Origin of the sequence: Verticiella alkaliphila, from assembly GCF_018904615.1 — a bacterium.
GTDB lineage: Bacteria > Pseudomonadota > Gammaproteobacteria > Burkholderiales > Burkholderiaceae_B > Verticiella > Verticiella alkaliphila.
Genome location: NZ_JADCNH010000027.1, coordinates 23,592 through 44,801 on the forward strand (window position 1 = coordinate 23,592; position 21,210 = coordinate 44,801).

The 21,210-nt window shown below is 66.7% G+C and carries 18 protein-coding genes and 1 other RNA gene; 11 read left to right on the top strand and 8 right to left on the bottom strand.

What is annotated here, in order from left to right:
* Positions 1-180: 180 nt before the first annotated feature.
* From IMZ29_RS16090 to IMZ29_RS16115, 6 genes are all read left to right on the top strand, one after another.
* Complete coding sequence (locus tag IMZ29_RS16090) at positions 181-801, top strand: TetR/AcrR family transcriptional regulator (protein ID WP_216185975.1); 621 nt, start codon at positions 181-183, stop codon at positions 799-801.
* 46 nt (positions 802-847) lie between these two features.
* Entirely contained in the window at positions 848-2,632 is a 1,785-nt protein-coding gene (locus IMZ29_RS16095; RefSeq protein WP_216185977.1) for an acyl-CoA dehydrogenase C-terminal domain-containing protein, read from the top strand.
* Between the two features lie 16 nt (positions 2,633-2,648).
* On the top strand, positions 2,649-5,057 hold the full coding sequence (locus IMZ29_RS16100; RefSeq protein ID WP_216185978.1) for a 3-hydroxyacyl-CoA dehydrogenase/enoyl-CoA hydratase family protein: 2,409 nt from the start codon (positions 2,649-2,651) through the stop codon (positions 5,055-5,057).
* 17 nt (positions 5,058-5,074) lie between these two features.
* A complete protein-coding gene (locus IMZ29_RS16105) occupies positions 5,075-6,274 on the top strand; it encodes an acetyl-CoA C-acyltransferase (protein WP_216185980.1) in 1,200 nt (399 codons plus the stop codon).
* A 14-nt stretch (positions 6,275-6,288) separates the two neighbouring features.
* Positions 6,289-7,053: an enoyl-CoA hydratase-related protein gene (locus IMZ29_RS16110; RefSeq protein WP_216185981.1), complete on the top strand. Its 765-nt coding sequence runs from the start codon at positions 6,289-6,291 to the stop codon at positions 7,051-7,053.
* Between the two features lie 283 nt (positions 7,054-7,336).
* Complete coding sequence (locus IMZ29_RS16115; RefSeq protein ID WP_216186022.1) at positions 7,337-8,674, top strand: MFS transporter; 1,338 nt, start codon at positions 7,337-7,339, stop codon at positions 8,672-8,674.
* 108 nt (positions 8,675-8,782) lie between these two features.
* On the opposite strand, the gene IMZ29_RS16120 is transcribed toward IMZ29_RS16115, so the two are convergent.
* The 3 genes from IMZ29_RS16120 to IMZ29_RS16130 all read right to left on the bottom strand — a co-directional run bounded on the left by IMZ29_RS16120 (position 8,783) and on the right by IMZ29_RS16130 (position 10,599).
* Positions 8,783-8,935 carry a hypothetical protein gene (locus tag IMZ29_RS16120; protein WP_216185983.1) on the bottom strand — a complete coding sequence of 51 codons (153 nt, stop codon included), beginning with the start codon at positions 8,933-8,935 and terminating at the stop codon, positions 8,783-8,785.
* Positions 8,932-9,366 carry an SRPBCC family protein gene (locus tag IMZ29_RS16125; protein WP_216185985.1) on the bottom strand — a complete coding sequence of 145 codons (435 nt, stop codon included), beginning with the start codon at positions 9,364-9,366 and terminating at the stop codon, positions 8,932-8,934. Before IMZ29_RS16125 ends, IMZ29_RS16120 begins: the two co-directional genes overlap by 4 nt.
* A 99-nt stretch (positions 9,367-9,465) precedes the next feature.
* Positions 9,466-10,599, bottom strand: coding sequence for a PQQ-dependent sugar dehydrogenase (locus tag IMZ29_RS16130; RefSeq protein ID WP_216185987.1), 1,134 nt, complete (start codon positions 10,597-10,599; stop codon positions 9,466-9,468).
* A gap of 75 nt (positions 10,600-10,674) precedes the next feature.
* On the opposite strand from IMZ29_RS16130, the gene rnpB reads away from it, so the two are divergent.
* The 3 genes from rnpB to lpxC all read left to right on the top strand — a co-directional run bounded on the left by rnpB (position 10,675) and on the right by lpxC (position 12,644).
* An RNA gene (gene rnpB, locus IMZ29_RS16135) (RNase P RNA component class A) lies at positions 10,675-11,100 on the top strand.
* Between the two features lie 48 nt (positions 11,101-11,148).
* The gene (gene gcvH / locus IMZ29_RS16140) at positions 11,149-11,526 is read left to right on the top strand and encodes a glycine cleavage system protein GcvH (RefSeq protein WP_216185989.1); all 378 of its coding nucleotides are present in this window, start codon (positions 11,149-11,151) and stop codon (positions 11,524-11,526) included.
* A 194-nt stretch (positions 11,527-11,720) separates the two neighbouring features.
* Complete coding sequence (gene lpxC, locus IMZ29_RS16145; RefSeq protein WP_216185991.1) at positions 11,721-12,644, top strand: UDP-3-O-acyl-N-acetylglucosamine deacetylase; 924 nt, start codon at positions 11,721-11,723, stop codon at positions 12,642-12,644.
* A 14-nt stretch (positions 12,645-12,658) separates the two neighbouring features.
* Here the strand turns inward: lpxC and IMZ29_RS16150 are convergent, their stop codons facing one another.
* Positions 12,659-13,045: a DciA family protein gene (locus tag IMZ29_RS16150; RefSeq protein WP_216185993.1), complete on the bottom strand. Its 387-nt coding sequence runs from the start codon at positions 13,043-13,045 to the stop codon at positions 12,659-12,661.
* A 268-nt stretch (positions 13,046-13,313) separates the two neighbouring features.
* On the opposite strand from IMZ29_RS16150, the gene IMZ29_RS23360 reads away from it, so the two are divergent.
* Positions 13,314-14,354 (top strand): M23 family metallopeptidase, encoded by a 1,041-nt coding sequence (locus tag IMZ29_RS23360; RefSeq protein ID WP_216185995.1) that lies wholly within the window; start codon positions 13,314-13,316, stop codon positions 14,352-14,354.
* 84 nt (positions 14,355-14,438) lie between these two features.
* Entirely contained in the window at positions 14,439-17,171 is a 2,733-nt protein-coding gene (secA, locus tag IMZ29_RS16160; protein WP_216185997.1) for a preprotein translocase subunit SecA, read from the top strand.
* Between the two features lie 126 nt (positions 17,172-17,297).
* On the opposite strand, the gene siaD is transcribed toward secA, so the two are convergent.
* Genes siaD through siaA form a run of 4 tightly spaced genes read right to left on the bottom strand, consistent with a single transcriptional unit; the run spans position 17,298 to position 21,009 of the window.
* Complete coding sequence (gene siaD / locus IMZ29_RS16165; protein WP_216185999.1) at positions 17,298-18,080, bottom strand: biofilm regulation diguanylate cyclase SiaD; 783 nt, start codon at positions 18,078-18,080, stop codon at positions 17,298-17,300.
* On the bottom strand, positions 18,077-18,454 hold the full coding sequence (gene siaC / locus IMZ29_RS16170; protein WP_216186001.1) for a biofilm regulation phosphoprotein SiaC: 378 nt from the start codon (positions 18,452-18,454) through the stop codon (positions 18,077-18,079). Before siaC ends, siaD begins: the two co-directional genes overlap by 4 nt.
* An 18-nt stretch (positions 18,455-18,472) precedes the next feature.
* Entirely contained in the window at positions 18,473-19,015 is a 543-nt protein-coding gene (gene siaB / locus IMZ29_RS16175) for a biofilm regulation protein kinase SiaB (protein WP_216186003.1), read from the bottom strand.
* Positions 19,012-21,009, bottom strand: coding sequence for a biofilm regulation protein phosphatase SiaA (gene siaA / locus IMZ29_RS16180; protein ID WP_216186005.1), 1,998 nt, complete (start codon positions 21,007-21,009; stop codon positions 19,012-19,014). Before siaA ends, siaB begins: the two co-directional genes overlap by 4 nt.
* Positions 21,010-21,210: the final 201 nt, after the last annotated feature.

The window sequence follows — 21,210 nt, forward strand, 5'->3', positions numbered from 1 at the left end:
GCAGCCATGGACACGGCAGCGCGCGCCGGCAGGACAGCCGCGGCGCAGCATGCGACACGGCAGAAGAGACCTCGTCAGTGTAATGATTCTCGACTCGCTCTTGCGCGGTTCGCATCTCCCCCGATTGACACGCGTCCCGTCTTCGCAAAAAATAGCACGATCGTTCGTTTTATTTTTTCCATGCCCGATACTCTCGTTCGTCCCCGCAAAGGGGAAGCCACCCGCGCCGCCATCCTTGACACCGCCCTGCGGCTGGCGAGCGCCACCGGCATCGAAGCGCTTACCATCGGTACGCTGGCCGAAGAGGCTGGCATGAGCAAGAGCGGCGTCTTTGCGCATTTCGGATCGCGCGAAGAGCTGCAGGTGGCGGTCGTGCACGAGTATCACCGCCGCTTTCAGCGCGACGTCTTCGATCCGGTGATGGCCCTGCCGCGCGGGCTGCCGCGCCTGAAGGGCCTCTTCGATCAGTGGATCGGCGTGGTCACGCACGAGATTCAGCACGGCTGCATCTACATCAGCGGCGCGTTCGAGTACGACGGGCGGCCGGGTGCCGTGCGCGATGCGCTCATGGCCTCGATCTCGGTCTGGCGCGAAGCGCTGGAACGCGCGTGCCGCCAGGCCGTGGAGGCCGGGCACATGCGCCCGGAGACCGATCCCGAGCAACTCGTCTTCGAGCTGATGGGGCTCGTGCTGGCCCTGAATTTCGATGCCCGCTTTCTGCAACGGCCGGATGCGCTCGCGCGCACGGTTCGCGCCCTGTCACATCGCATTGCCGAATGGCAAGCCCCGGCCTGGAACTGACCGTTCTTGCCGGTCTCATACCTTCTATATCCTGTCAGGAGACGCCATGCCCGTATATCGTTCCCCCTTGCGCGACCAGCAGTTCGTCATCCACGAGTTGCTCGATGCCACGGCACATTATCGGGATATTCCGGCCTACGCCGAGGTCGATGCGGACACCATCAACCAGGTGCTGGAGGAATCGGGCCGCTTCTGCGCGGAAGTCTTGTTCCCGCTGAACGCGGTGGGCGATGCCGAAGGGTGCCATTACGACAAGGCCAACCATGAGGTGCGCACGCCGACGGGCTTCAAGGCCGCCTGGGGGCAGTACCGCGAGGCGGGCTGGAACGGCCTGGGTGCGGATACGGCATACGGCGGTCAAGGGCTGCCCGCGCTCATGCAGACCGCCGTGGGTGAGATGCAGAACAGCGCCAACCAGGCCTGGGCCATGTACCCGGGGCTGTCCACGGGCGCCTATGAGTGCCTGCACGAGCACGGCACGCCCGAGCAGAAGGCGCTGTATCTGCCCAAGCTGGTGTCGGGCGAGTGGACAGGGACGATGTGTCTCACCGAGCCCCATTGCGGCACGGATCTGGGCCTCATCAAGACGCGCGCTGTGCCGCGCGACGATGGCAGCTATGCCATCACCGGCACCAAGATCTTCATCTCGGCCGGTGAACATGACCTGGCCGACAACATCATCCACCTGGTGCTGGCCAAGCTGCCGGATGCGCCGGAGGGCTCGCGGGGCATCTCGCTCTTCATCGTGCCCAAGTTCGTGCCCCAGGCCGACGGCAGCGTGGGCGCGCGCAACGGCATCTTCTGCGGCGGCATCGAGCACAAGATGGGCATCCACGGCAACAGCACCTGCCAGATGATCATGGAGGATGCCGTCGGCTACCTGGTGTCCGAGCCCAACAAGGGCTTGAACGCCATGTTCGTCATGATGAATGGCGCTCGCCTGGGCGTGGGCATGCAGGGCCTGGGGCTCACGGAAGTGGCCTACCAGAACGCCGTGGCCTACGCGAAGGATCGCGTGCAGGGCCGGGCGTTGAAGGGGGCGGCCGAGCCGGACAAGCCTGCCGATTCGATCCTCGTGCATCCCGACGTGCGGCGCATGCTGCTCACCGCGCGCGCCTACGCCGAGGGCGGTCGTGCCCTGGGCTACTGGACGGGTCTGCAACTGGACGTGGCCCGCTCGCATCCCGATGAAGCCAAGCGCCGCGAGGCCCTGGCGCAGGTGGGCCTGCTCACCCCCATCGTGAAGGCCTTTCTCACGGACAATGGCTTTCGTGCTGCTGTCGAAGGCCAGCAGGTCTTCGGCGGCCACGGCTTCATCCACGAGACGGGCGTCGAGCAGTACGTGCGCGATGCGCGCATCAACATGATCTATGAGGGCACCAACGGCATCCAGGCACTGGACCTGCTGGGCCGCAAGGTGTTGCGTGACAACGGCGCGGCCTTGCGTGCCTTCGGCGCCCAGATCCAGGCTTTCGTGGAAGCCGAGGGCACGAGCGAGGCGATGAACGAATTCGTCACCCCCCTCGCGGACCTGGGTGACAAGTTCACCAAGATGACCATGGAGCTGGGCATGAAGGCCATGGGCAACGCCGACGAGGTGGGCGCCGCCGCCACGGATTACCTGCGAGTGGCTGGCCATCTGGTGTTCGCGTACCTGTGGGCGCGCATGGCGCGCCTGGCGCTGGACAAGCAGGACGACCCGTTCTACGCGGCCAAGCTTGCCACCGCCCGCTTCTACTTCGCCCGGCTGCTGCCCGAGGCCACGGCCCACATGCGCGCGCTGCGCGCTGGCGCCAAGAGCATTGATGGCATGGACCTGGCCTGGTTCTGAACTTCAAGGAGAAAACATGTCGAGATTCGTCATTCGCAAGGTCGCCGTGCTGGGCGCGGGCGTCATGGGCGCGCAGATCGCTGCCCACTGCGCCAACGCCGGCGTGCCGGTGATCCTCTTCGATCTGCCCGCCAAGGAAGGCAACCGCAACGGCATCGTGGATCGGGCGATCGCCAACCTGAAGAAGCTCAACCCGGCCCCGCTGGGCACCCCGGCCCTGGCCGATGTCATCGAGCCCGCCAATTACGAAGACCACATCGAGCGCATCACCGAGTGTGATCTGATCATCGAGGCCATCGCTGAGCGCATGGACTGGAAGCATGATCTGTATCGCACGGTGGCGCCCGTGGTGGCCGAGCATGCGATCTTCGCGACCAACACCTCGGGGCTCTCGATCACCAAGCTCTCGGACGGCATGGACGAGGCCCTGCGCGCCCGCTTCTGCGGTGTGCACTTCTTCAACCCGCCGCGCTACATGTCGCTGGTCGAGCTGATCCCCACGGCGGACACGCAGCCGGAGATTCTCGACGATCTCGAAACCTTCCTCACCACCACCCTGGGCAAGAGCGTGGTGCGCGCGAAGGACACGCCGAATTTCGTCGGCAACCGCGTGGGCATCTTCAGCATCCTCGCCACCATGGCCGAGGCAGCGAAGTTTGGACTGACCTACGAGGTGGTGGATGATTTGACGGGCGCCAAGATGGGCCGCGCCAAGTCCGGCACCTTCCGCACGGCGGACGTGGTGGGCCTGGACACCATGGCCCACGTCATCAAGACCATGCAGGACAACCTGCCCGACGACCCGTTTGCGAAGCACTTCGCCACGCCGCCCGTGCTGGCCGCGCTGCTCGAGAAGAAGGCGCTGGGCCAGAAGACGGGCGCGGGCTTCTTCCGCAAGGATGGCAAGAACATCCTGCGCCTGGATCCAGCCAAGGGCGAGTACGTGCCGGCCACGGGCAAGGCCGATGACCTCGTCGCGCGCATCCTGAAGATCAAGGACCCTGGCGAGCGCCTGCAGAAGCTGCGCGAATCGTCCAACCCGCAGGCGCAGTTCGTCTGGGCCATCCTGCGCGACGTCTTCCAGTACATCGCCGTGCATCTGGCGGACGTGGCCGATACCGCGCGCGACGTGGACTTCGCATTGCGCTGGGGCTTCGGCCAGCAGCAGGGCCCCTTCGAGCTGTGGCAGCAGGCCGGCTGGGCGCGTGTGGCGGGCTGGATCCAGGAAGACATCGCCGCCGGCAAGACGCTGTCGGATGCGCCGCTCCCCGCCTGGGTCACGAGCGGCCCGGTGGCCGAGAAGGGCGGGGTGCACACGCCCGAAGGCTCGTGGAATGCCCGCGAACAGCGTTTCGAGGAGCGCTCCAACCTGCCGGTATACGGCCGCCAGGTGTTCCCCGAGCCGGTGGCGGGCGACGGCTCGGCCGTGCCGGCCACGGCAGGCAACACGGTGTTCGAGGACGAATCCATTCGCCTGTGGACGCTCGCTGATCCGGGTCGCGACGACGTGCTCATCGCCTCCTTCAAGACCAAGATGCACGTCATCGGCCAGCCCATCGTGGCCGGTCTGGTCAAGGCAGTCGAACTGGCCGAGCGCGATTACCAGGGTCTGGTGATCTGGCAGACGGACGGGCCGTTCTCGGCCGGTGCCGATCTGCAATCCATGCTGCCGGTGTTCATGAGCGGCGGCGCCAAGGCCATCGAGCCCGAAGAGCGCAAGCTGCAGGAGGCGATGCTGCGCCTGCGCTACGCCACCGTGCCGGTGGTGGCGGCCGTGGCCGGCCTCGCGCTGGGCGGTGGCTGCGAGTTGGCCATGTACAGCGCGCGCCGCGTGGCCTCGCTGGAAAGCTACATGGGTCTGGTCGAAGTGGGCGTGGGCTTGGTGCCCGGCGCTGGCGGCCTGACCTTCGGTGCCCGTCGTGCCGCCGAGCTGCACGCGGCGGCGCCCGACACGGACCTGCTGCAGTTCCTCAAGTCCTACGTGCTGCAGGCGGCTACCGCGCAGGTGTCCAAGTCGGCCATCGAGGCCCAGGCCATGGGGTATCTGCAGCCGGGCGATGTGGTGGTCTTTCACCCGGCCGAGCTGCTGCACGTGGCGCTGGGCCAGGCCCAGGCCATGGCCGATGCGGGCTACCGCCCGCCGCGCCGCGCGCGCTTTGCCGTGGCGGGACGGGACGGGCTGGCCACCATCAGCGCCCAGCTCGTCAACATGCGCGACGGCGGCTTCATCTCGGCACATGACTTCCACCTGGGCCGCAGCATCGCCGAGGTGATGTGCGGCGGCGACGTCGATCCGGGTTCGGTCGTGGACGAGGCCTGGATCATGGCCCTGGAGCGCCGCGTCTTCGTGAGTCTCCTGGATCACCCGAAGACGCAGGAACGCGTGATGGGCATGATGCAGACCGGCAAGCCCGTAAGAAACTGATTGCGAGGAAGAACAGAATGAGCCGACAAATTCAGGAAGCCTACATCGTCGCCGCGGCGCGCACGCCGATTGGCCGGGCGCCGCGCGGGGTGTTTCGCCATACGCGGCCGGATACGCTGCTGGTCAACGCCATCCAGGGGGCGCTCGCGCAGGTGCCCGGGCTGGATCCGTCCCGGATCGAGGACGTGATCGCCGGCTGCGCGATCCCGGAAGGCCCGCAAGGCATGAACGTGGCGCGCATCGGCGCGCTGCTGGCCGGCCTGCCCAATACCGTGGGCGGGGTCACCGTGAACCGCTTCTGCGCCTCGGGCCTGTCGGCCCTGGCGATGGCGGCGGATCGCATCCGCGTGGGCGAATCCGAAGTCATCATCGCGGCCGGCACCGAATCCATGAGCCAGGTGCCCATGAACAAGCTGCTGCCCTCGATCAACCCGGCCGTGTTCGAGCATGACGAGCATGTGGGCATCGCCTACGGCATGGGCCTCACGGCCGAGAAGGTGGCCGAACGCTGGAAGGTGTCGCGCGAGGACCAGGACGCGTTCGCGTACCAGTCGCACCAGCGCGCCATCGCCGCGCAGCAAAAGGGCGAGTTCAACGGCGAGACCATCGCGGTCGAGGCCGTCACGCGCACACCGGATCTCGCCAGCGGCGAAATTCGCGAATCCCGCGTGAGCGTGACGCGCGACGAGGGCCCGCGTGCCGATACGAGCCCCGAAGCGCTCGCGCGCCTGAAGCCCGTGTTCGCCGCCCGTGGCAGCGTCACGGCCGGCAACAGCTCGCAGACCTCGGACGGCGCAGGCGCCCTGGTCGTCGTGTCCGAGCGCATCCTGAAGGAATACAACCTCACGCCGCTCGCGCGCTTCGTGTCTTTCGCGGTGCGCGGCGTGCCGCCGGAGATCATGGGCATCGGTCCAAAGGAGGCGATTCCCGCAGCCTTGAAGGCGGCCGGCATCCATCAGGACGACCTCGGCTGGATCGAGCTCAACGAAGCCTTCGCCGCGCAATCCCTGGCGGTGATCCGCGAGCTCGGCCTGGACCCGTCCCGCACCAACCCGATGGGCGGCGCGATCGCCCTGGGTCACCCGTTGGGTGCGACCGGTGCCATCCGCGCCGCCACCGTGGTGCATGCCCTGCGCCGGCACCAGCTCGACTACGGCATGATCACCATGTGCGTGGGCACCGGCATGGGCGCAGCCGGTATATTGCAACGGGTGTAGACCCAGGAGACATCATGAGCATTCAGACCCGCACCGAGAACGGCGTCGCCCACATTGCCATTGCGCGCCCGGAAAAGAAGAACGCCTTGTCCGGCGCCATGTATGGCGAGCTTGCCCAGGCGTTTCGCGCCGCCGAGGCGGATGAGGACGTGCGTGCCATCCTGCTGCACGGTGACCGCAGCATCTTCACCTCGGGCAACGACATCCAGGATTTCGCGCAGCGCAGCGACATCAGTGCGGGCGCCTCGCCCGCCAAGGCCTTCATGGTGGCGCTCACGGGCGCTGCCAAGCCCGTCGTGGCCGCGGTCAATGGCGCGGCCATCGGCATCGGCACCACGCTGCTCCTGCATTGCGATCTCATCTACCTGGCGGACGACGCCGTGCTCAAGATGCCCTTCGTCAATCTGGGCCTGTGCCCGGAGTTCGGCTCCAGCCTGGTGCTGCCGGCCGTGGCCGGGCATGCCCGCGCGGCGGAAAAGCTGTTGCTGGGCGAGGCCATCGCGCCGGACGAAGCCGTGGCCATGGGCATCGCCACGCGGGTGCTGCCGGCCGACGAGGTGCTGGCCTTCGCACGCGCGCAGGCCGAGCGCCTGGCCAAGCTGCCGCCACAGGCCGTGCAGACTTCCAAGCGGCTCATGCGCGCCCCGGGCGCGCCGGCGCTCGCCGCGCACATCGAGGTCGAGTTGAAGGCCTTTCAGGAGCGTCTGGGCAGCGCCGAGGCCAAAGAGGCGTTCGCCGCATTCCTGGAGCGCCGCGCACCAGACTTCAGCAAGACTTGACGGGAATTCCGGGCGGGTCGGGCTTGTCAATTGGGGTATCCTATGTGGGATGAGCTCAGAGTCCGCATCCGCCCGCGAGACGCCCGAGAAGGGCGCCGGCACCGCGGCGCCACCCGCAGTCCCTCTCACGCCTTCCGCCGCACACCCCCCGCCGCCTGACGATCACGACGAAGTCTTCGCCGATGGCGCAGGCATGGAGCGCAGCGCGCAGATGCCGCCGGTCGACATGCCGCCGGATGGCCCTGATCTCAGTTCCCCGCTCGACAATCGCCGTGACATCCTGATGGCCATGCTGGGCGTGGCCACGGTGGCCATCATCGTGGCCTTCGACGCGACCATCGTCAGTACAACCCTGCCACGCGTGGCCGAGGCCTTGAACGGCATGGCCTTGTACGCCTGGGTCGGCTCGGGCTACCTGTTGGCCACTGCGGTGACGATCCCCGTGTTCGGCAGACTGGGTGATCTCTTCGGTCGCAAGCGCCTGATGCTCGCCTCGGTGGTCGTGGTGGCGCTCTGTTCGATCGCCTGTGGCTTGGCGCAGAGCATGCTTCAGCTCGTGATCTTCCGCACGCTCCAGGGCGTGGGCGGCGGGATGATGATCGCCACGGCTTTTGCTGCGCCAGCGGATCTGCTGCCCGATCCGCGGCAACGGGTGCGCTGGATGGCGCTGCTGTCCGCCTCGTTCGCGGTCGCGAGCGGGGTGGGCCCGATCCTGGGCGGGACGATCACCGAATGGTTCGGCTGGCGCATGGCGTTCATGGTCGCACCGCTGGCGGCGCTGCCCACGTTGTACGTGCTGCTGCGCTACTTCCCGGATCTGCGGCCGAGCCAGGGCATGGCAGGCCGACGCATCGACTGGCTGGGCGGACTGCTTCTGGTGGTCGCACTCGGTGCGCCGCTCGGCGCCTTGCAGTACGGATTCTCGGGCGAGGGGCATTATCTCGAGGGCGCGTTGCTGCTGGGCCTGGGTCTCGTCGCCCTCGCGATCCTGATTCCGTACGAACGCCGGGTGAGCGTACCTATGCTGCCGCTGCGCGTGCTGGCCTCGCGCGATGCGCGTCTGCTGAATCTCGCCGCATTGCTGGTGGGCGCCGTCATGTTCATCATGATGTTCTATGGCCCGCTCCTGTTGCAGCGGGTGCTCAACGTCACGCCCGCGGCTGCGGGCCTTCTCATGACGCCGCTGGTCATGTCCATCCCGACGGCCAGCATCCTGAACGGCTATCTGTTTCCGCGGCAGACCCAGCCGCAGCGGCTGATGGTGCTGGGCGCGACCTTGCTCGCGGCCGGCTGTGCGGGGGCCATGTTGCTCGATAGCGGCATGTCGCCCAACTGGGCACTGTTGCCCTTTGCGCTGGCCGGGCTCGGCCTGGGCTTTGTGCTGCCGAATCTCACGCTCTTCATGCAGGTCATCGCCGAGCGGCGCGACGTGGGGGTGGCCTCCGCGCTCGTTCAGACGACGCGCGCCGTGGGCAGTGCGGCCGGCATCGCTGCGGTGGGGGTCATGATCTCGCATACCTCGGTGCTGACGGGCGTGCGCGCCGGGATGATGTTCTCGATTGGCTGCTGCGTGGTGGTGGGCATCCTGGCAAGCCGGGTGCGCATGCGCAATCTGCGCTGAAGGGCGAGCAGGTCGCATGCGCCCGTCTCGGCCCGTTTGGGCCAAGACGTCGCATCCAGCCTGGCTAGGCAGGGGTCGCGTGCTCTCAGCTGCGCGACGCCCGTACGCTTAACGCAGGAACATGTAGTACGCGGCGATCACCACGATCGCGCCTGCCAGGCCCAGCCACGACAGTGCGTTGCGCCCATCGCCACCCGTCTCGCCGCTGGCACCGGCCGTTGCCAGGGCTGGTGCGGGCGTGCGGGCGGCCACCTGCGTCATCTGGTCGGCAAACGCCGTGAAGAAATGATCCACCAGCCGCCGGCCCACGCTCTCGATCGTGCTCGCGGGTAGGGTGGCCAAGGGGCACCGGTGGCGCCGTGCAGGGCGTAGTGGATGCGTGTGCCGCCGTGGCTTGCGGGCTCCAGGGTGACGTGAGCGTCCCCCAGCGCGAGACCCTCATGGGCCTCCATGCCCTCGAAGGCAATATGGCAGTGGCGGGGCGCAGACTCATCCGTGATCAGGATCCGCCCGTTGAAGTCGCGTCGCGCGCCCCCCAGGCGGGCATGCAGCGTGACGGTGTATTCCCGCTCGCCAATCTGCTGCACCGTATCGCAGCCGGTGAGACAGCGTTGCAGGACGGCAGGGTCGCGCAGGGCCTGCCAAGTCTGCTCGAGTGCCGTGGGCACCCACTGTGTGTCGGTCAAGTGCATGATCGTCTCCTTCCTGGGTTCTCAGCCAAAGCCTCGCCCTCTAGGGTCATTGCACGTGCCGTGCCGGACGGGTGCCATGCCGTCCGGTGCCGGATCAGCTCATGGCTGCAATTCCACGCGCAGCAACTGGCCCTCGCGGGCGTCCGTCAACAGATACAGATGCCCGTCGGGGCCTGTACGCACGTCACGGATGCGTGCGTTCATGCCATCGAGCAGGCGCTCTTCGTGGGTGATGCGATCCCCGTCGAGCTCCAGTCGGATCAGCTCGCGCGTGGCGAGCGCACCGATGAAGAGGTTGCCTTGCCAGGCGCCGGCCGCGTCGCCCGGATAGAACGCCATGCCGCTGATGCCTGGCGACTGCTCCCAGACGTGATGCGGCGCCTCCATGCCGTCAATCGTCTTGCCCTTGGCTTCCGGAATCGGCAGGCCCGAGTAGTTGATGCCGTGCGTGGCGATGGGCCAGCCGTAGTTCTTGCCGGCCTCGGGCAGGTTGATCTCGTCGCCGCCGCGAGGGCCGTGCTCGTGCGTCCAGAGCACGCCGGTCTGCGGGTGCAGCGCCGCGCCTTGCTGGTTGCGATGGCCATAGGACCAGATCGCGTCGTTGGCGTCGGCCTGCTTCACGAACGGATTGTCGGGCGGGATGCTGCCGTCGGGGCGGATGCGCACGAGCTTGCCCTGCAGCTTGTCCAGATCCTGGGCGGCGGGGCGCTCGTTGTTGTCGCCCAGCGCGATGAAGAGGTCGCCCGCGCGGTCGAAGACCAGACGCACGCCGTAGTGCTGTCCCCGCGAGAGCTTGGGCTGCTGCCGGAAGATGACGGTGAAGTCCTCCAGACCATCGGCGGCCGCATTCAGGCGGCCTCGGCCCACGGCGGTGCCTGAAGCGCCGTCGCCCGCCTCGGCGAAGCCCAGGTAGACCAGGCGATCATTCGCGAAATCCGGCGAGAGTGCGACGTCGAGCAGACCGCCCTGGCCCTGCGCATGCACCTTCGGCACGCCCTTGAGGGGAGCACTCTTGGCGCCTTGCGCGTCGATACGCAGCAGCGCACCCGTGCGTTCGGTGACGAGCATGCTGCCATCGGGCAGGAAGGCGAGCGCCCATGGGTTGCTGAGATCACCCGCGATCTCGGTCACACGCACCTGGCCCCGCTCGGACGGATAGGTCTGGACAGAGGCCAGGGAGGGCGCGGTCAACACAGCGAGACTGGCAAAGGTAGCAAGGGCAGTGAGTTTCATAAAACCATTCTATCGTCGAGGGAATTGCGGGGGTGTTACGAAGGTTGACCCTGCCTCAGGTAGAATGCGCCTCGCAAGGGGGATCAGGCAATCGCGGCGTGCTTGCACGGCGAGGAAGGTCCGGACTCCACAGGGCAGGATGACGGCTAACGGCCGTCCGGCCATGCGCAGCGCCTTGTGTGCTGCGCAAGCCGAGGAACAGGGCCACAGAGACGAGACTGACAAGCGGGCGGCGCGAAAGTGCCGCACCCTGACGGCGACTTCCGTCAGGTGGTCGGGGCGAGCCCCGGCCGGCGTGTCAGGGTGAAACGCGGTAACCTCCATCCGGAGCAACATCAAATAGGCATGTGCACGGCTTCGGCCGGAAAGGGCGGCCCGCCCGAGCATGCGGGTAGATGGCTAGAGCCGGCCAGCAATGGTCGGCGTAGAGGAATGATTGCCGGCGTGCCGCCTTCACGGGTGGCGCGTCTACAAAATCCGGCCTATCGATCCGCCTTGCATCGAATTCATTGCGCCCTCACGGCGCGCCACCGCTGGAGCCCACCCATCATGAATCTGCCTGCCGATCTGAAGTACGCCGCCACGCATGAGTGGGCCCGGCTCGAGGATGGTCTGGTCGTGGTCGGGATCTCGGATCCCGCGCAGGACATGCTGGGTGACGTGGTCTTCGCTGAAGTCTCGGTCGGTGCCGTCGTCCAGGCGGGCGACGTCGCAGGCAACGTCGAGTCGGTCAAGGCCGCCTCGGACGTGCATGCGCCGGTGGCTGGCGAGATCGTGGCGTTCAATGCCGCGGTGGGCGATGACCCGGGCCTGCTCAACAGCGATCCGTATGGCACGTGGCTCTTCAAGGTGCGTCCGGTAGATCCGGCCGCGCTCGACGGACTGCTCTCCGCCGATGGCTACCGCGGGGTCGTGGACGCCGCCTGAGCGCGGCGTCAGCGTGTGGCGCCAGACCCGCAACTTGTATCTGCTGTTGCAGCCATGTGGCGGGTCAGTGGAGTTTTGTCCGATCTCGTTACGACACACCCCATGTGTCAGCCGTGTGTCAGGTAGAATGCTAGGGTATTCCATGACGCCCTCGCGATGCTGAGATTGCGTCTCATTGTCTCGGTAGGCTGCCCATGTTTCGTCAACGCACTATCAAGAGTCTGGTCCGCACCACCGGCGTCGGCGTTCACTCCGGCCGGCGGGTCGAGATCACGCTGCGCCCCGCAGCGCCGGACAGCGGTATCGTGTTCCACCGTGTGGATCTGCCGCAGGTGGTGGATCTGCCCGCGGATGCGACCCAGGTGGGCGACACGCGCATGGCGTCCGTGCTGCAGCAGGGTGATGTACGGGTGTCCACCGTCGAGCATCTGATGTCGGCCTGCGCCGGCCTGGGCATCGACAATCTGCACGTGGATCTCACGGCCGAAGAAGTGCCGATCATGGACGGCAGCGCCAATACCTTCGTGTATCTGCTGCGCTCTGCCGGCCTGGAAGAGCAGGGTGCCCCCAAGCGTTTTATCCGCGTCACGCAGCCGATCGAGGTGCGTGAAGGTGAGGGCGCGGATGCCAAGTGGGCACGTCTGGAGCCGCATGACGGCTTCGCCGTCGCCTTCTCGATCGACTTTCACCATCCCGCCATCAACGCGACGGCCGGGTTCGCTGAAGTCGATTTCGCCACCGAATCCTACAGCCGCAATATTGCGCGAGCGCGCACCTTCGGGTTCGTGAATGATGTCGAGGCACTGCGGGCGATGGGCCTGGCGCGAGGTGGTAGTTTCGACAATGCCATCGTGATGGACGAGTATCGCGTGCTGAACAGTGACGGCTTGCGTTACGACGATGAGTTCGTCAAGCACAAGATCCTGGACGCCATTGGCGATCTGTATCTCCTGGGACGGCCGCTGATCGCCCGCTATGTGGCGCACAAGTCGGGACATGGTTTGAACAACAAGCTTGCCCGGGCGCTTCTCGCGGCCGAGCACGCGTGGGAATCCGTGACGTTCGATTCCCCGGATGCGGCGCCGGCTGGCGTGCGTCAGGAGTGGGCGCTCGCCTGAAGCGCCTTGTGCACTCAGCCCATGCGGCGTGCGAGCAGGCGGGCCAGGGCGTCCGCCAACGGGCCTTCTGCGAGGGTCTCGCGTAGCTCGGCAAAGGCCGCTACGCCGGTGTCAGCAATTTCCGGACGCACCCCGTCATGAATCGACTGGGGCCGCGGAAACGTCAATGGTCCAGCTTGAACCCGGACCCGGATTTCGTTAACCTGCCACCCGCCGGCCTGCAAAGATGCAGCCAGGCGAGGCAGGATCTGCCGAAGTTTTGCTGAGTGCGCCGGTGTCGGCACGCTCAGCGTCAATGTGTCGTCCTGACTGCGCATTACCTGGCAGGCGGCATTCAAAGGTGGCGGCAGCACAGACTGCAGATGCCGCTGCATGTCGAGCAGGCGGTGGGCGGTCGCCATCACACTGGCGCCACCACTGCTCTGATTCAGCCAGGACAACGCATCCGGCGCGCCCGCGCGCCGGGGTGACCGGTTTTTTTTGCCTGGGGCTGTCCCCCGGGCGCGACTCACAAATTTTTCCAAGGCAATCTACCGCGTGCACATCATCATCAAACAGCATACACGGCAGGGACGAGAGCGGTCATGGGAGCTTCGCGCCCGACACGCGGTCTCCCTCCTGAAGCTGGTGCTGGTCGCCGGTGGGAGCTTGTGGCTATTGCAGCAGACCGTGCCGACGCCGGTGCCCGCCGCCTCCCTGTCCCCAGATACCGCCCAGCAGATTCAATCGGCCGCGTTGTCGGCCCAGATGGAACCGGGTTCGGTCCCGCTCGAACCGTTCGCAAACCCCGTGCCCGAGGGCTTTGGCCCCACGGAGGCGGCCGAGGCCGGCGCCGATGGCAACTGGCTCGCGCAGGCAACCCAGGCCTGGATCGACCGCACCGGTGGCGTACCGGCGTCTGCGCAGGCTCCGGTGAGCGTGGCGCGCAGCCTGCCGCCGCCGGCCGAGCCGGCGAAGGCTGATGCCGGGGACGGCAGCGAGGAAGCCCGCCTGCGCGAACAGATTGACGTGCTGGCCCGCAAAGTCGGGGAGATGGAAGCCCGCCTCACCCAACTCGATGCGCTCGGCGAGCGCCTGGCCGGTGTGGCGGGCGTGGCGCCCGAAACCTTCGACTTCAGCCACGTGCCCGGGCAGGGTGGTCTACTCGTCGAGCCGCGTCCGATGTCGCTGCCCGAGCTCGACCGCGAGGTCAACAACCTGCATCAGCGGCTGGCCGACCGCGGCGATTACCTGAGCGTGATCGACGCACGCCTCACCTCCCAGACGGCCGTGCAGTCGCGTACCCCATCGGCCATGCCGATCCGCGGCTACGCGTACAACAGCTCCTCGTACGGTCCGCGTGTGGATCCGATCAGCGGGCGCCGCGCGTTCCACGAGGGCCTGGATTTCGCCGCGCCGCGCGGCACGCCCATCCTCGCGGCCGCGGGCGGTGTGGTCGTCGCCTCGCACTACCACGCCGGCTACGGCCGCATGGTGGAGATCGATCACGGCAACAAGCTCGTGACCCGGTACGCCCACGCCTCCACGCTCAACGTGAAGGTGGGTGATCTCGTCTATCGTGGCCAGAAGATCGCGACCGTGGGTTCCACGGGGCGCTCGACTGGCCCGCACCTGCATTTCGAGGTGCGTGTGGCAGGACAGGCCGCGGATCCGCGCCTCTTTCTCGCCAGCATGCCCTCCGCGGAGACGCTGGCCGCCACTACCCCCTGATGTCTGCCATCTCGTCACCGCGGCAGCGGTGATAAACTGGAAAACTTGGTCACTGGAACCCGGCACTGCCGGGGCGATTCGTCGATGGCATTCAACCTCCTCAAGAAGATTTTCGGTAGCCGCAACGATCGGCTCGTCAAGCAGTTTCGCGGACAGGTGGCGCGCATCAATGCCCTTGAACCGCAGATGAGCGCGCTCACCGATGCGGAGCTGACGGCCAAGACCGCGGAATTCCGTGCCCGTATCGCCAAGGGCGAGTCCCTCGACGCTCTCCTGCCCGAAGCCTTTGCCGTGGTGCGCGAGGGTGGCAAGCGCGCGCTGGGCATGCGGCACTTCGACGTGCAGATGATCGGCGGCATGGTGCTGCATTCCGGCCGTATCGCCGAAATGCGCACGGGCGAGGGCAAGACCCTCATGGCGACGCTGCCGGCGTACCTGAACGCGCTCGCCGGCAAGGGCGTGCACGTCGTGACCGTGAACGACTACCTCGCCTCGCGCGATGCCGAGTGGATGGGGCGGCTCTACCGTTTCCTTGGCATGGAGGTGGGTGTCATCGTCTCGCAGCAGCCGAACGAGGACAAGAAGGCCGCCTACGCGGCTGACATCACGTACGGCACGAATAACGAGTTCGGCTTCGACTACCTGCGCGACAACATGGAGTACCGGCTGGAAGACAAGCGCCAGCGCGGGCTCTTCTACGCCATCGTCGATGAAGTCGATTCGATCCTGATCGACGAGGCGCGCACGCCGCTCATCATCTCCGGTCAGGCCGAAGATCACACTGAGCTCTATCGCGCCATGAATGCGGTGCCGCCGCTGCTCATGCGCATGGCGAGCGAGCCCAAGCCGCAGGAGCCGGAGCCCGAAGGCGATTACTGGGTGGACGAGAAGGCCCGCCAGGTCTATCTCTCCGAAGCCGGCCACGAGAAGTCCGAAGGCATCCTGGTGCGCCTGGGCATGCTGCCCGAGGGCGAATCGCTCTACGAGCCGCGCCACATCTCGCTCGTGCATCACCTGATGGCCGCGCTGCGTGGCCACGCCCTGTATCACCGCGATCAACAGTACGTGGTGCAGAACGGCGAAGTCGTCATCGTTGACGAATTCACGGGCCGCCTGATGGCCGGGCGCCGCTGGTCCGACGGCCTGCACCAGGCGGTCGAAGCCAAGGAAGGCGTGAAAATTCAGAACGAGAACCAGACGCTCGCGTCGATCACGTTCCAGAACTACTTCCGCATGTACGGCAAGCTCGGCGGCATGACCGGCACGGCTGACACCGAAGCCTTCGAGTTCCAGGAGATCTATGGCCTGGAAACGGTGATCGTTCCCACCAACCGCCCGATGGTGCGGATCGACCAGAACGACCAGGTCTTCAAGACCGGCCGTGAGAAGTACGACGCCATCCTGAACGACATCCGGGATTGCCACGAGCGTGGCCAGCCCGTGCTGGTGGGCACGACGAGCATCGAGAATTCCGAGCTGCTCTCGGACCTGCTCACCAAGGCCAAGCTGCCGCACCAGGTGCTCAACGCCAAGCAGCACGCCCGTGAGGCCGAGATCGTGGCCGAGGCTGGCAAGCCGGGCCGCATCACCATCGCCACCAACATGGCTGGCCGCGGCACGGACATCGTGCTGGGCGGCAGCGTCGACAAGCAGATCGATCTGCTGCGCGCCGACGACGCCTTGGCCGAAGCGCAGCGCGAAGCCCGCATCGCCCAGGTGCGCGAAGAGTGGCGTCCGCTCAACGAACAGGTCAAGACGGCTGGCGGCCTGCGCATCATCGGCACCGAGCGCCACGAATCGCGCCGGATCGACAACCAGCTGCGTGGCCGTGCCGGCCGCCAGGGCGATCCGGGCTCCTCGCGCTTCTACATGTCGCTCGAGGATCCGCTGATGCGCATCTTCGCGGGCGACCGCGTGCGCTCCATCATGGAGCGCCTGAAGTTGCCTGAAGGCGAGCCGATCGAAGCGGGCATGGTGACGCGCTCCATCGAGACCGCGCAGCGCAAGGTGGAGTCGCGCAACTTCGACATCCGCAAGCAGCTGCTCGAGTACGATGACGTCGCCAACGACCAGCGCAAGGTGCTCTACGCCCAGCGCAACGAGGTTCTGGAATCGGCGGACATCTCCGACATGGTGCGTTCGCTGCGCGACGCCGCCATCACGGATCTGGTGCGCTCGCACGTGCCGGAAGAGTCCGTCGAAGAGCAATGGAATCTGGCCGGTCTGCAGACGACGCTCGCCGCTGATTGGCAGATCGACGTCCCGCTGGAGGCCATGCTCAAGGCCGAGCCCAACCTCACGGACGACGAAGTCCTCACGCGCGTGCTGGCGGCGGCCACGTCCAACTACGACGCAAAGGTCGAGCGCGTGGGTCAGGAGACCTGGGGCAACTTCGAGCGCTCGATCATGCTGCAGTCGATCGACACGCAGTGGCGCGAGCACCTGTCCTCGCTGGATCACCTGCGCCAGGGCATTCATCTGCGCGGCTATGCCCAGAAGAACCCGAAGCAGGAATACAAGCGCGAGGCCTTCGAGCTCTTCTCCGACATGCTCAACCGCGTGCGCAACGAAGTCGTCCGTGTGCTGATGACGGTGCGCATTCAGGAGCCGGAGCAGGTGCACCAGGCCGAGACGCCGCCCGCCATGACCAACGTGCGCTATCAACACACGGATTACGACACGGCGCTCGCCAACGACGACAAGCCCACGGGTGCCGAGCCGGTGCGCAGCGACGCGCTTGCCAAGGTCGGCCGCAACGATCCCTGCCCGTGTGGCAGCGGCAAGAAGTACAAGCAGTGCCATGGCCAGCTGAGCTGATCACGGCAAGGCAGGAAGAAAAAGCCCCGATGTGCGAGAGCCATCGGGGCTTTTTCTTGGCTGTCGATAATGGGGTTCGGCGATGCGTGCCGGGCGGATCGCGCAAGGCGGTGGGCCGTGGCAGGGCTACGGAACGATGCGGTCTCGGCCTTGGCGTTTGGCCTGGTAGAGCGCAGCGTCGGCCCGATCCAGCGTGGTGGCGACGGGCTCGCCGGGCTGGTGCTCGGCCAGGCCCACGCTCAGCGTGGCGCCCGTGTCGCCCGTATCGGTCGGAATGCGCAGCGCGCGTGCGGCGGCCGTCTTGCGTTCCAGCACGACGCGTGCGCTGGCCAGGTCCGTGTCGGACAGCACGATGAGGAATTCCTCGCCGCCCCAGCGCCCGCACACGTCACCATTGCCTAGATCCTCGCCCAGCGTCTGCGTGAGCGCCACGAGTAGGCGATCGCCCGCATCGTGACCATGGCGATCATTGACGCCTTTGAAGAAGTCCACGTCCAGCATGGCCACGACGAAGCGCGTCTCGCCACGGGCGGCGCGCTGCGACTCGTGGCGCAGGTGTTCCATCAACGCTCGCCGGTTGGGCGCATCGGTGAGCGGATCCCGGTTCGAGCTGTGCGCGAGCCGCGTATTGGCTTCACGCAGCATCGTCTGGTATTTGTCCGAGATGCGCACGATGCGCGTGACCCGGCGCAGCTGGCGATCCAGCCGCTCGCCCACGCCGCGTTCGCGATCCAGCGCGAAGGACTGGTACGAATCCGACAGCGCGGTGAGGCGCTCGAGCCGTCGCAGGTGATCGTGCAGATGCGACCACACTTCCTGCAGTGCCTGGCCCAGCGGCGAATCCGCGTTGGCCGGGTCTGCAAGAAGGGCGTTCACGCGCTGCTCGAGCTCCTGCTGGCGACGGTTCATGCGCGGCGCACCACCGTGAACGGGAAGGTGCAGTCTTCCTTGAACTCTTCGGCGAGCTCGCCCACCCGGCCGTTCTCGGCATCGAAGTACCAGTTCACGGCGACCGCACGGCCGTCCTGATGGGCTGCCTCGAGCAGGTCAAGGATGTCCATCATCGCCTTGATGCTGCTCGTGTTGAGATACATCAGCTCGAGTTCGAGCGTGAGCGGCGCTTCGCGCTCGGCGAGGAACGTCTCGACCCACTGGATGACGGGGCCGAAGAGTTCAAAGGCGTTCTCCGGATAGGAGTCGCCCTGCATGGCGAGAACCCCAGCCTCGACGCTGGCGGTGATCGAAGGCGAGGACCTGCCTCCGGCGATATTCAAATCCATCATGACGGCAATACTCGGAAGTTAAATCACGACGCTCAGGCTGAAGAAGCCTTCGCTCTCGTCATGCTCGGTCAGCGTCGCCTGCAGCGGCGCGCTCGCGCGCCGGGCGATCTCGAGCAGGCCCAGACCCGCGGAGGCCGGGTTGGCGGGGTCCCGAGGTTTGCGCAGCTGGGTCTTGTAGGCAGCCTTCAGGGCAGCCTTGTCCAGGTGGGAGAAGGCCGCGACGCGCTCGATGAGCGCGCGTCCATGGGCAAGCGCCACCATGTTGCCGGCCGATACCCGATAGTTGCCGCTCGCCTCGCGCGATATCACCACCGTGGCGGCCGAGGCCTGCTCATCGTAGCCCCGGGCGGCGACATAGTGGCGGATGTTCTGCGTCATCTCGATGTACACCGAGAAGACGTCCATCGCTTCGGCCGACCGGGCCTGGTCCACTTCCAGGTAGCGCTTGAGTGCCATGCCGAACTCCTCGAGCAGGCTGCGCGAGATGGGACCGTTGAAGCACAGCAGCGTTCCCGTCTCCAGGAGACGGTTACGCAAGGCATAGAGTTCTGTGGCATTCATGAACGTGACTCGAAACGGAAGGAAAGCAGCGTGATGTCGTCGCGCTGCGGGCGGTCGCCCTGGTAGCTCGCGAGCGCCTGCGAGAAGGCGTCCGCCTGCTCGTGCAGCGGGCGCGCAGCGTGTTCGCGCAGCATGGCCTCGAAGCGGGCATCGCCAAAGCCGAAACCCTTCTCGCCGCCTGCCTGGTCGAGAAAGCCGTCGGTGACGAGGTAGTACGTCCAGCCGGGGCTCATCGCGATCTCCTGGTTGGCATACGCACCCTTGCGCTTGTCGGCCAGGGCGCGCTTGTCGGAGCGGTAGAGCTCGACCTCGCTGCCGTTGCTCGCGTAAAGGTCAATGCGCGCGCCCGCGTAGCGCAACTGTCCCGTGAGGCGGTCAATATAAACCAGGCCGGCGTCGGCGTTGGTGGCCAACGCAGGCGGCAGCTGAGCGTCCGAGAGCATGGCGCGGATCGCGGTGTCGCAGCGCGTGAGGAGCGCCGCAGGGTCGGCAAGTCCGATGTCGTTGATCGCCACGTCCATGGCGGCGCGCACGAGCATCGTCATGAGCGCGCCCGGCACCCCGTGGCCGGCGCAGTCCATGAGGCCGAGCAGGCAGTTGTCGCCTTCGGCACGGTAGACGTAGAAGTCGCCGCCCACGACGTCGCGCGGGCGCCAGATGACGAAATGCTGTTCACCCAGCGTCTGGGTGAGCTGGCGATCCGGCAGGATGGCTCGCTGGATGAGGCTCGCGTAGTCGATCGAGTCGCCGAGCCGCTTCTGCGCGGCGGCCATGGCCTCATTGGCGGCCTGCAGCTCGATCGTGCGTGCCTGCACGCGTTGCTCGAGCTCCTGGGTGTGCGAGCGCACCTGGGCCGTCATCTCCCCGAAGGCCCGCGAGAGGTCGCCGATCTCGTCGTCACCGCCCACGGGTAGGGGCGCGTCGTAATTCCCGTTGGCAATGGCGCGGGCCGATTGCTGCAGCCGCCGGATCGGACGCAGCACGAGGCGCTCCACCCCGAGCGCGGCGCACAGCATCAAGGCGGCAAGAATGGCCACCAGGAGGCCGGCGGCAGGAATCAGCCAGCGGCTGTCCACCACGTGCGAGGCGCGGGTGTCCACGCCGGTGGCGGCATACCAGTCGAGCTCCGGAATGTAGGCCAACGCCAGCACCTGCCGGGCGCCGTCCAGGTCGAGTTGCACGACCTGCGTGGCAGCCGGGGTGGCGCGTGCCTGCGCAACGGCGGCCTTGAGCGCCTCGGCATCGGCCGCGCTGCCCGCCAGGTCGAAAATCGTCTGCGTGTCCGCGCCACTGCGCGTGCCCGAGTTGTACGCGATGCGGGCGCTGTCCGGATGGGCCTGGATCGCGCCGCTGGCGTCAAAGAGCAGTGGGGTGACGCCCGGCTGCACGTCTTCCCGCAGCCGGTCGAGAAAGCGATTCAGGTCGATGCTCGCCCCCGCCACGCCCAGCACCTCGTCACCGTCGCGCACCAGTACGTTGATCCATACGCGCGTGATCTTGAGCTTCAGGTCGGGATTGACGTTGATGTTGTACTCGCCTGCGGTGCGCAGCGTGTCGTAGAACCAGGCATCGCCGGGATCGGTGGGCGAGAGCTGATAGCGCGGCGCCGACGACAACGGCTGTGCGGCATCGTTGAAGTAGTAATTGCCGCTGCGCGCGCTGATCGCGAAATAGGCCTCGTCGTGCAGGTCACGCCGATAGCCATCGGCCTCGGCGAAGAAGAGCTCGCGCGCAGCGGGATCCGACTCGTCGCGCAGCCAGGCGCGGGTCACCTGGGAGCCGGCGAGCCGGCGCGATAGCGCGAGATCGAGCGCGATCGGGGCAAGCATGCGCTGCCGGTTGAGCTGCGTGAGGTTCTCCGCGTAGGCCTGACCGAAGTAGAGGCGGACTCGCTCGACTCCCTTCATGCCCAGCACGAGAGCGGGCACCAGCACGATGAGGCAGGCAAAGGCGAGGGCCACCAATGACTTGGCGCGAAGACTCAGGTGGGCCATGCGGAAAGCGGAATCCTTCGCGGCCGATCCATGCCGACATGCCTGGCGCGGCCGATACGGGGGGCGATTGGTGAGACGAAACTGGCGCCCTGATGGCGCCGCGGGCCAGGATGCCGCCCCTATAGTGTAGAAGCAACGGACACAAAATAAAACACAAATGCTGCAGAGCTCTCACGGTGTTTCAGTTTGTCGCTCTTCGGC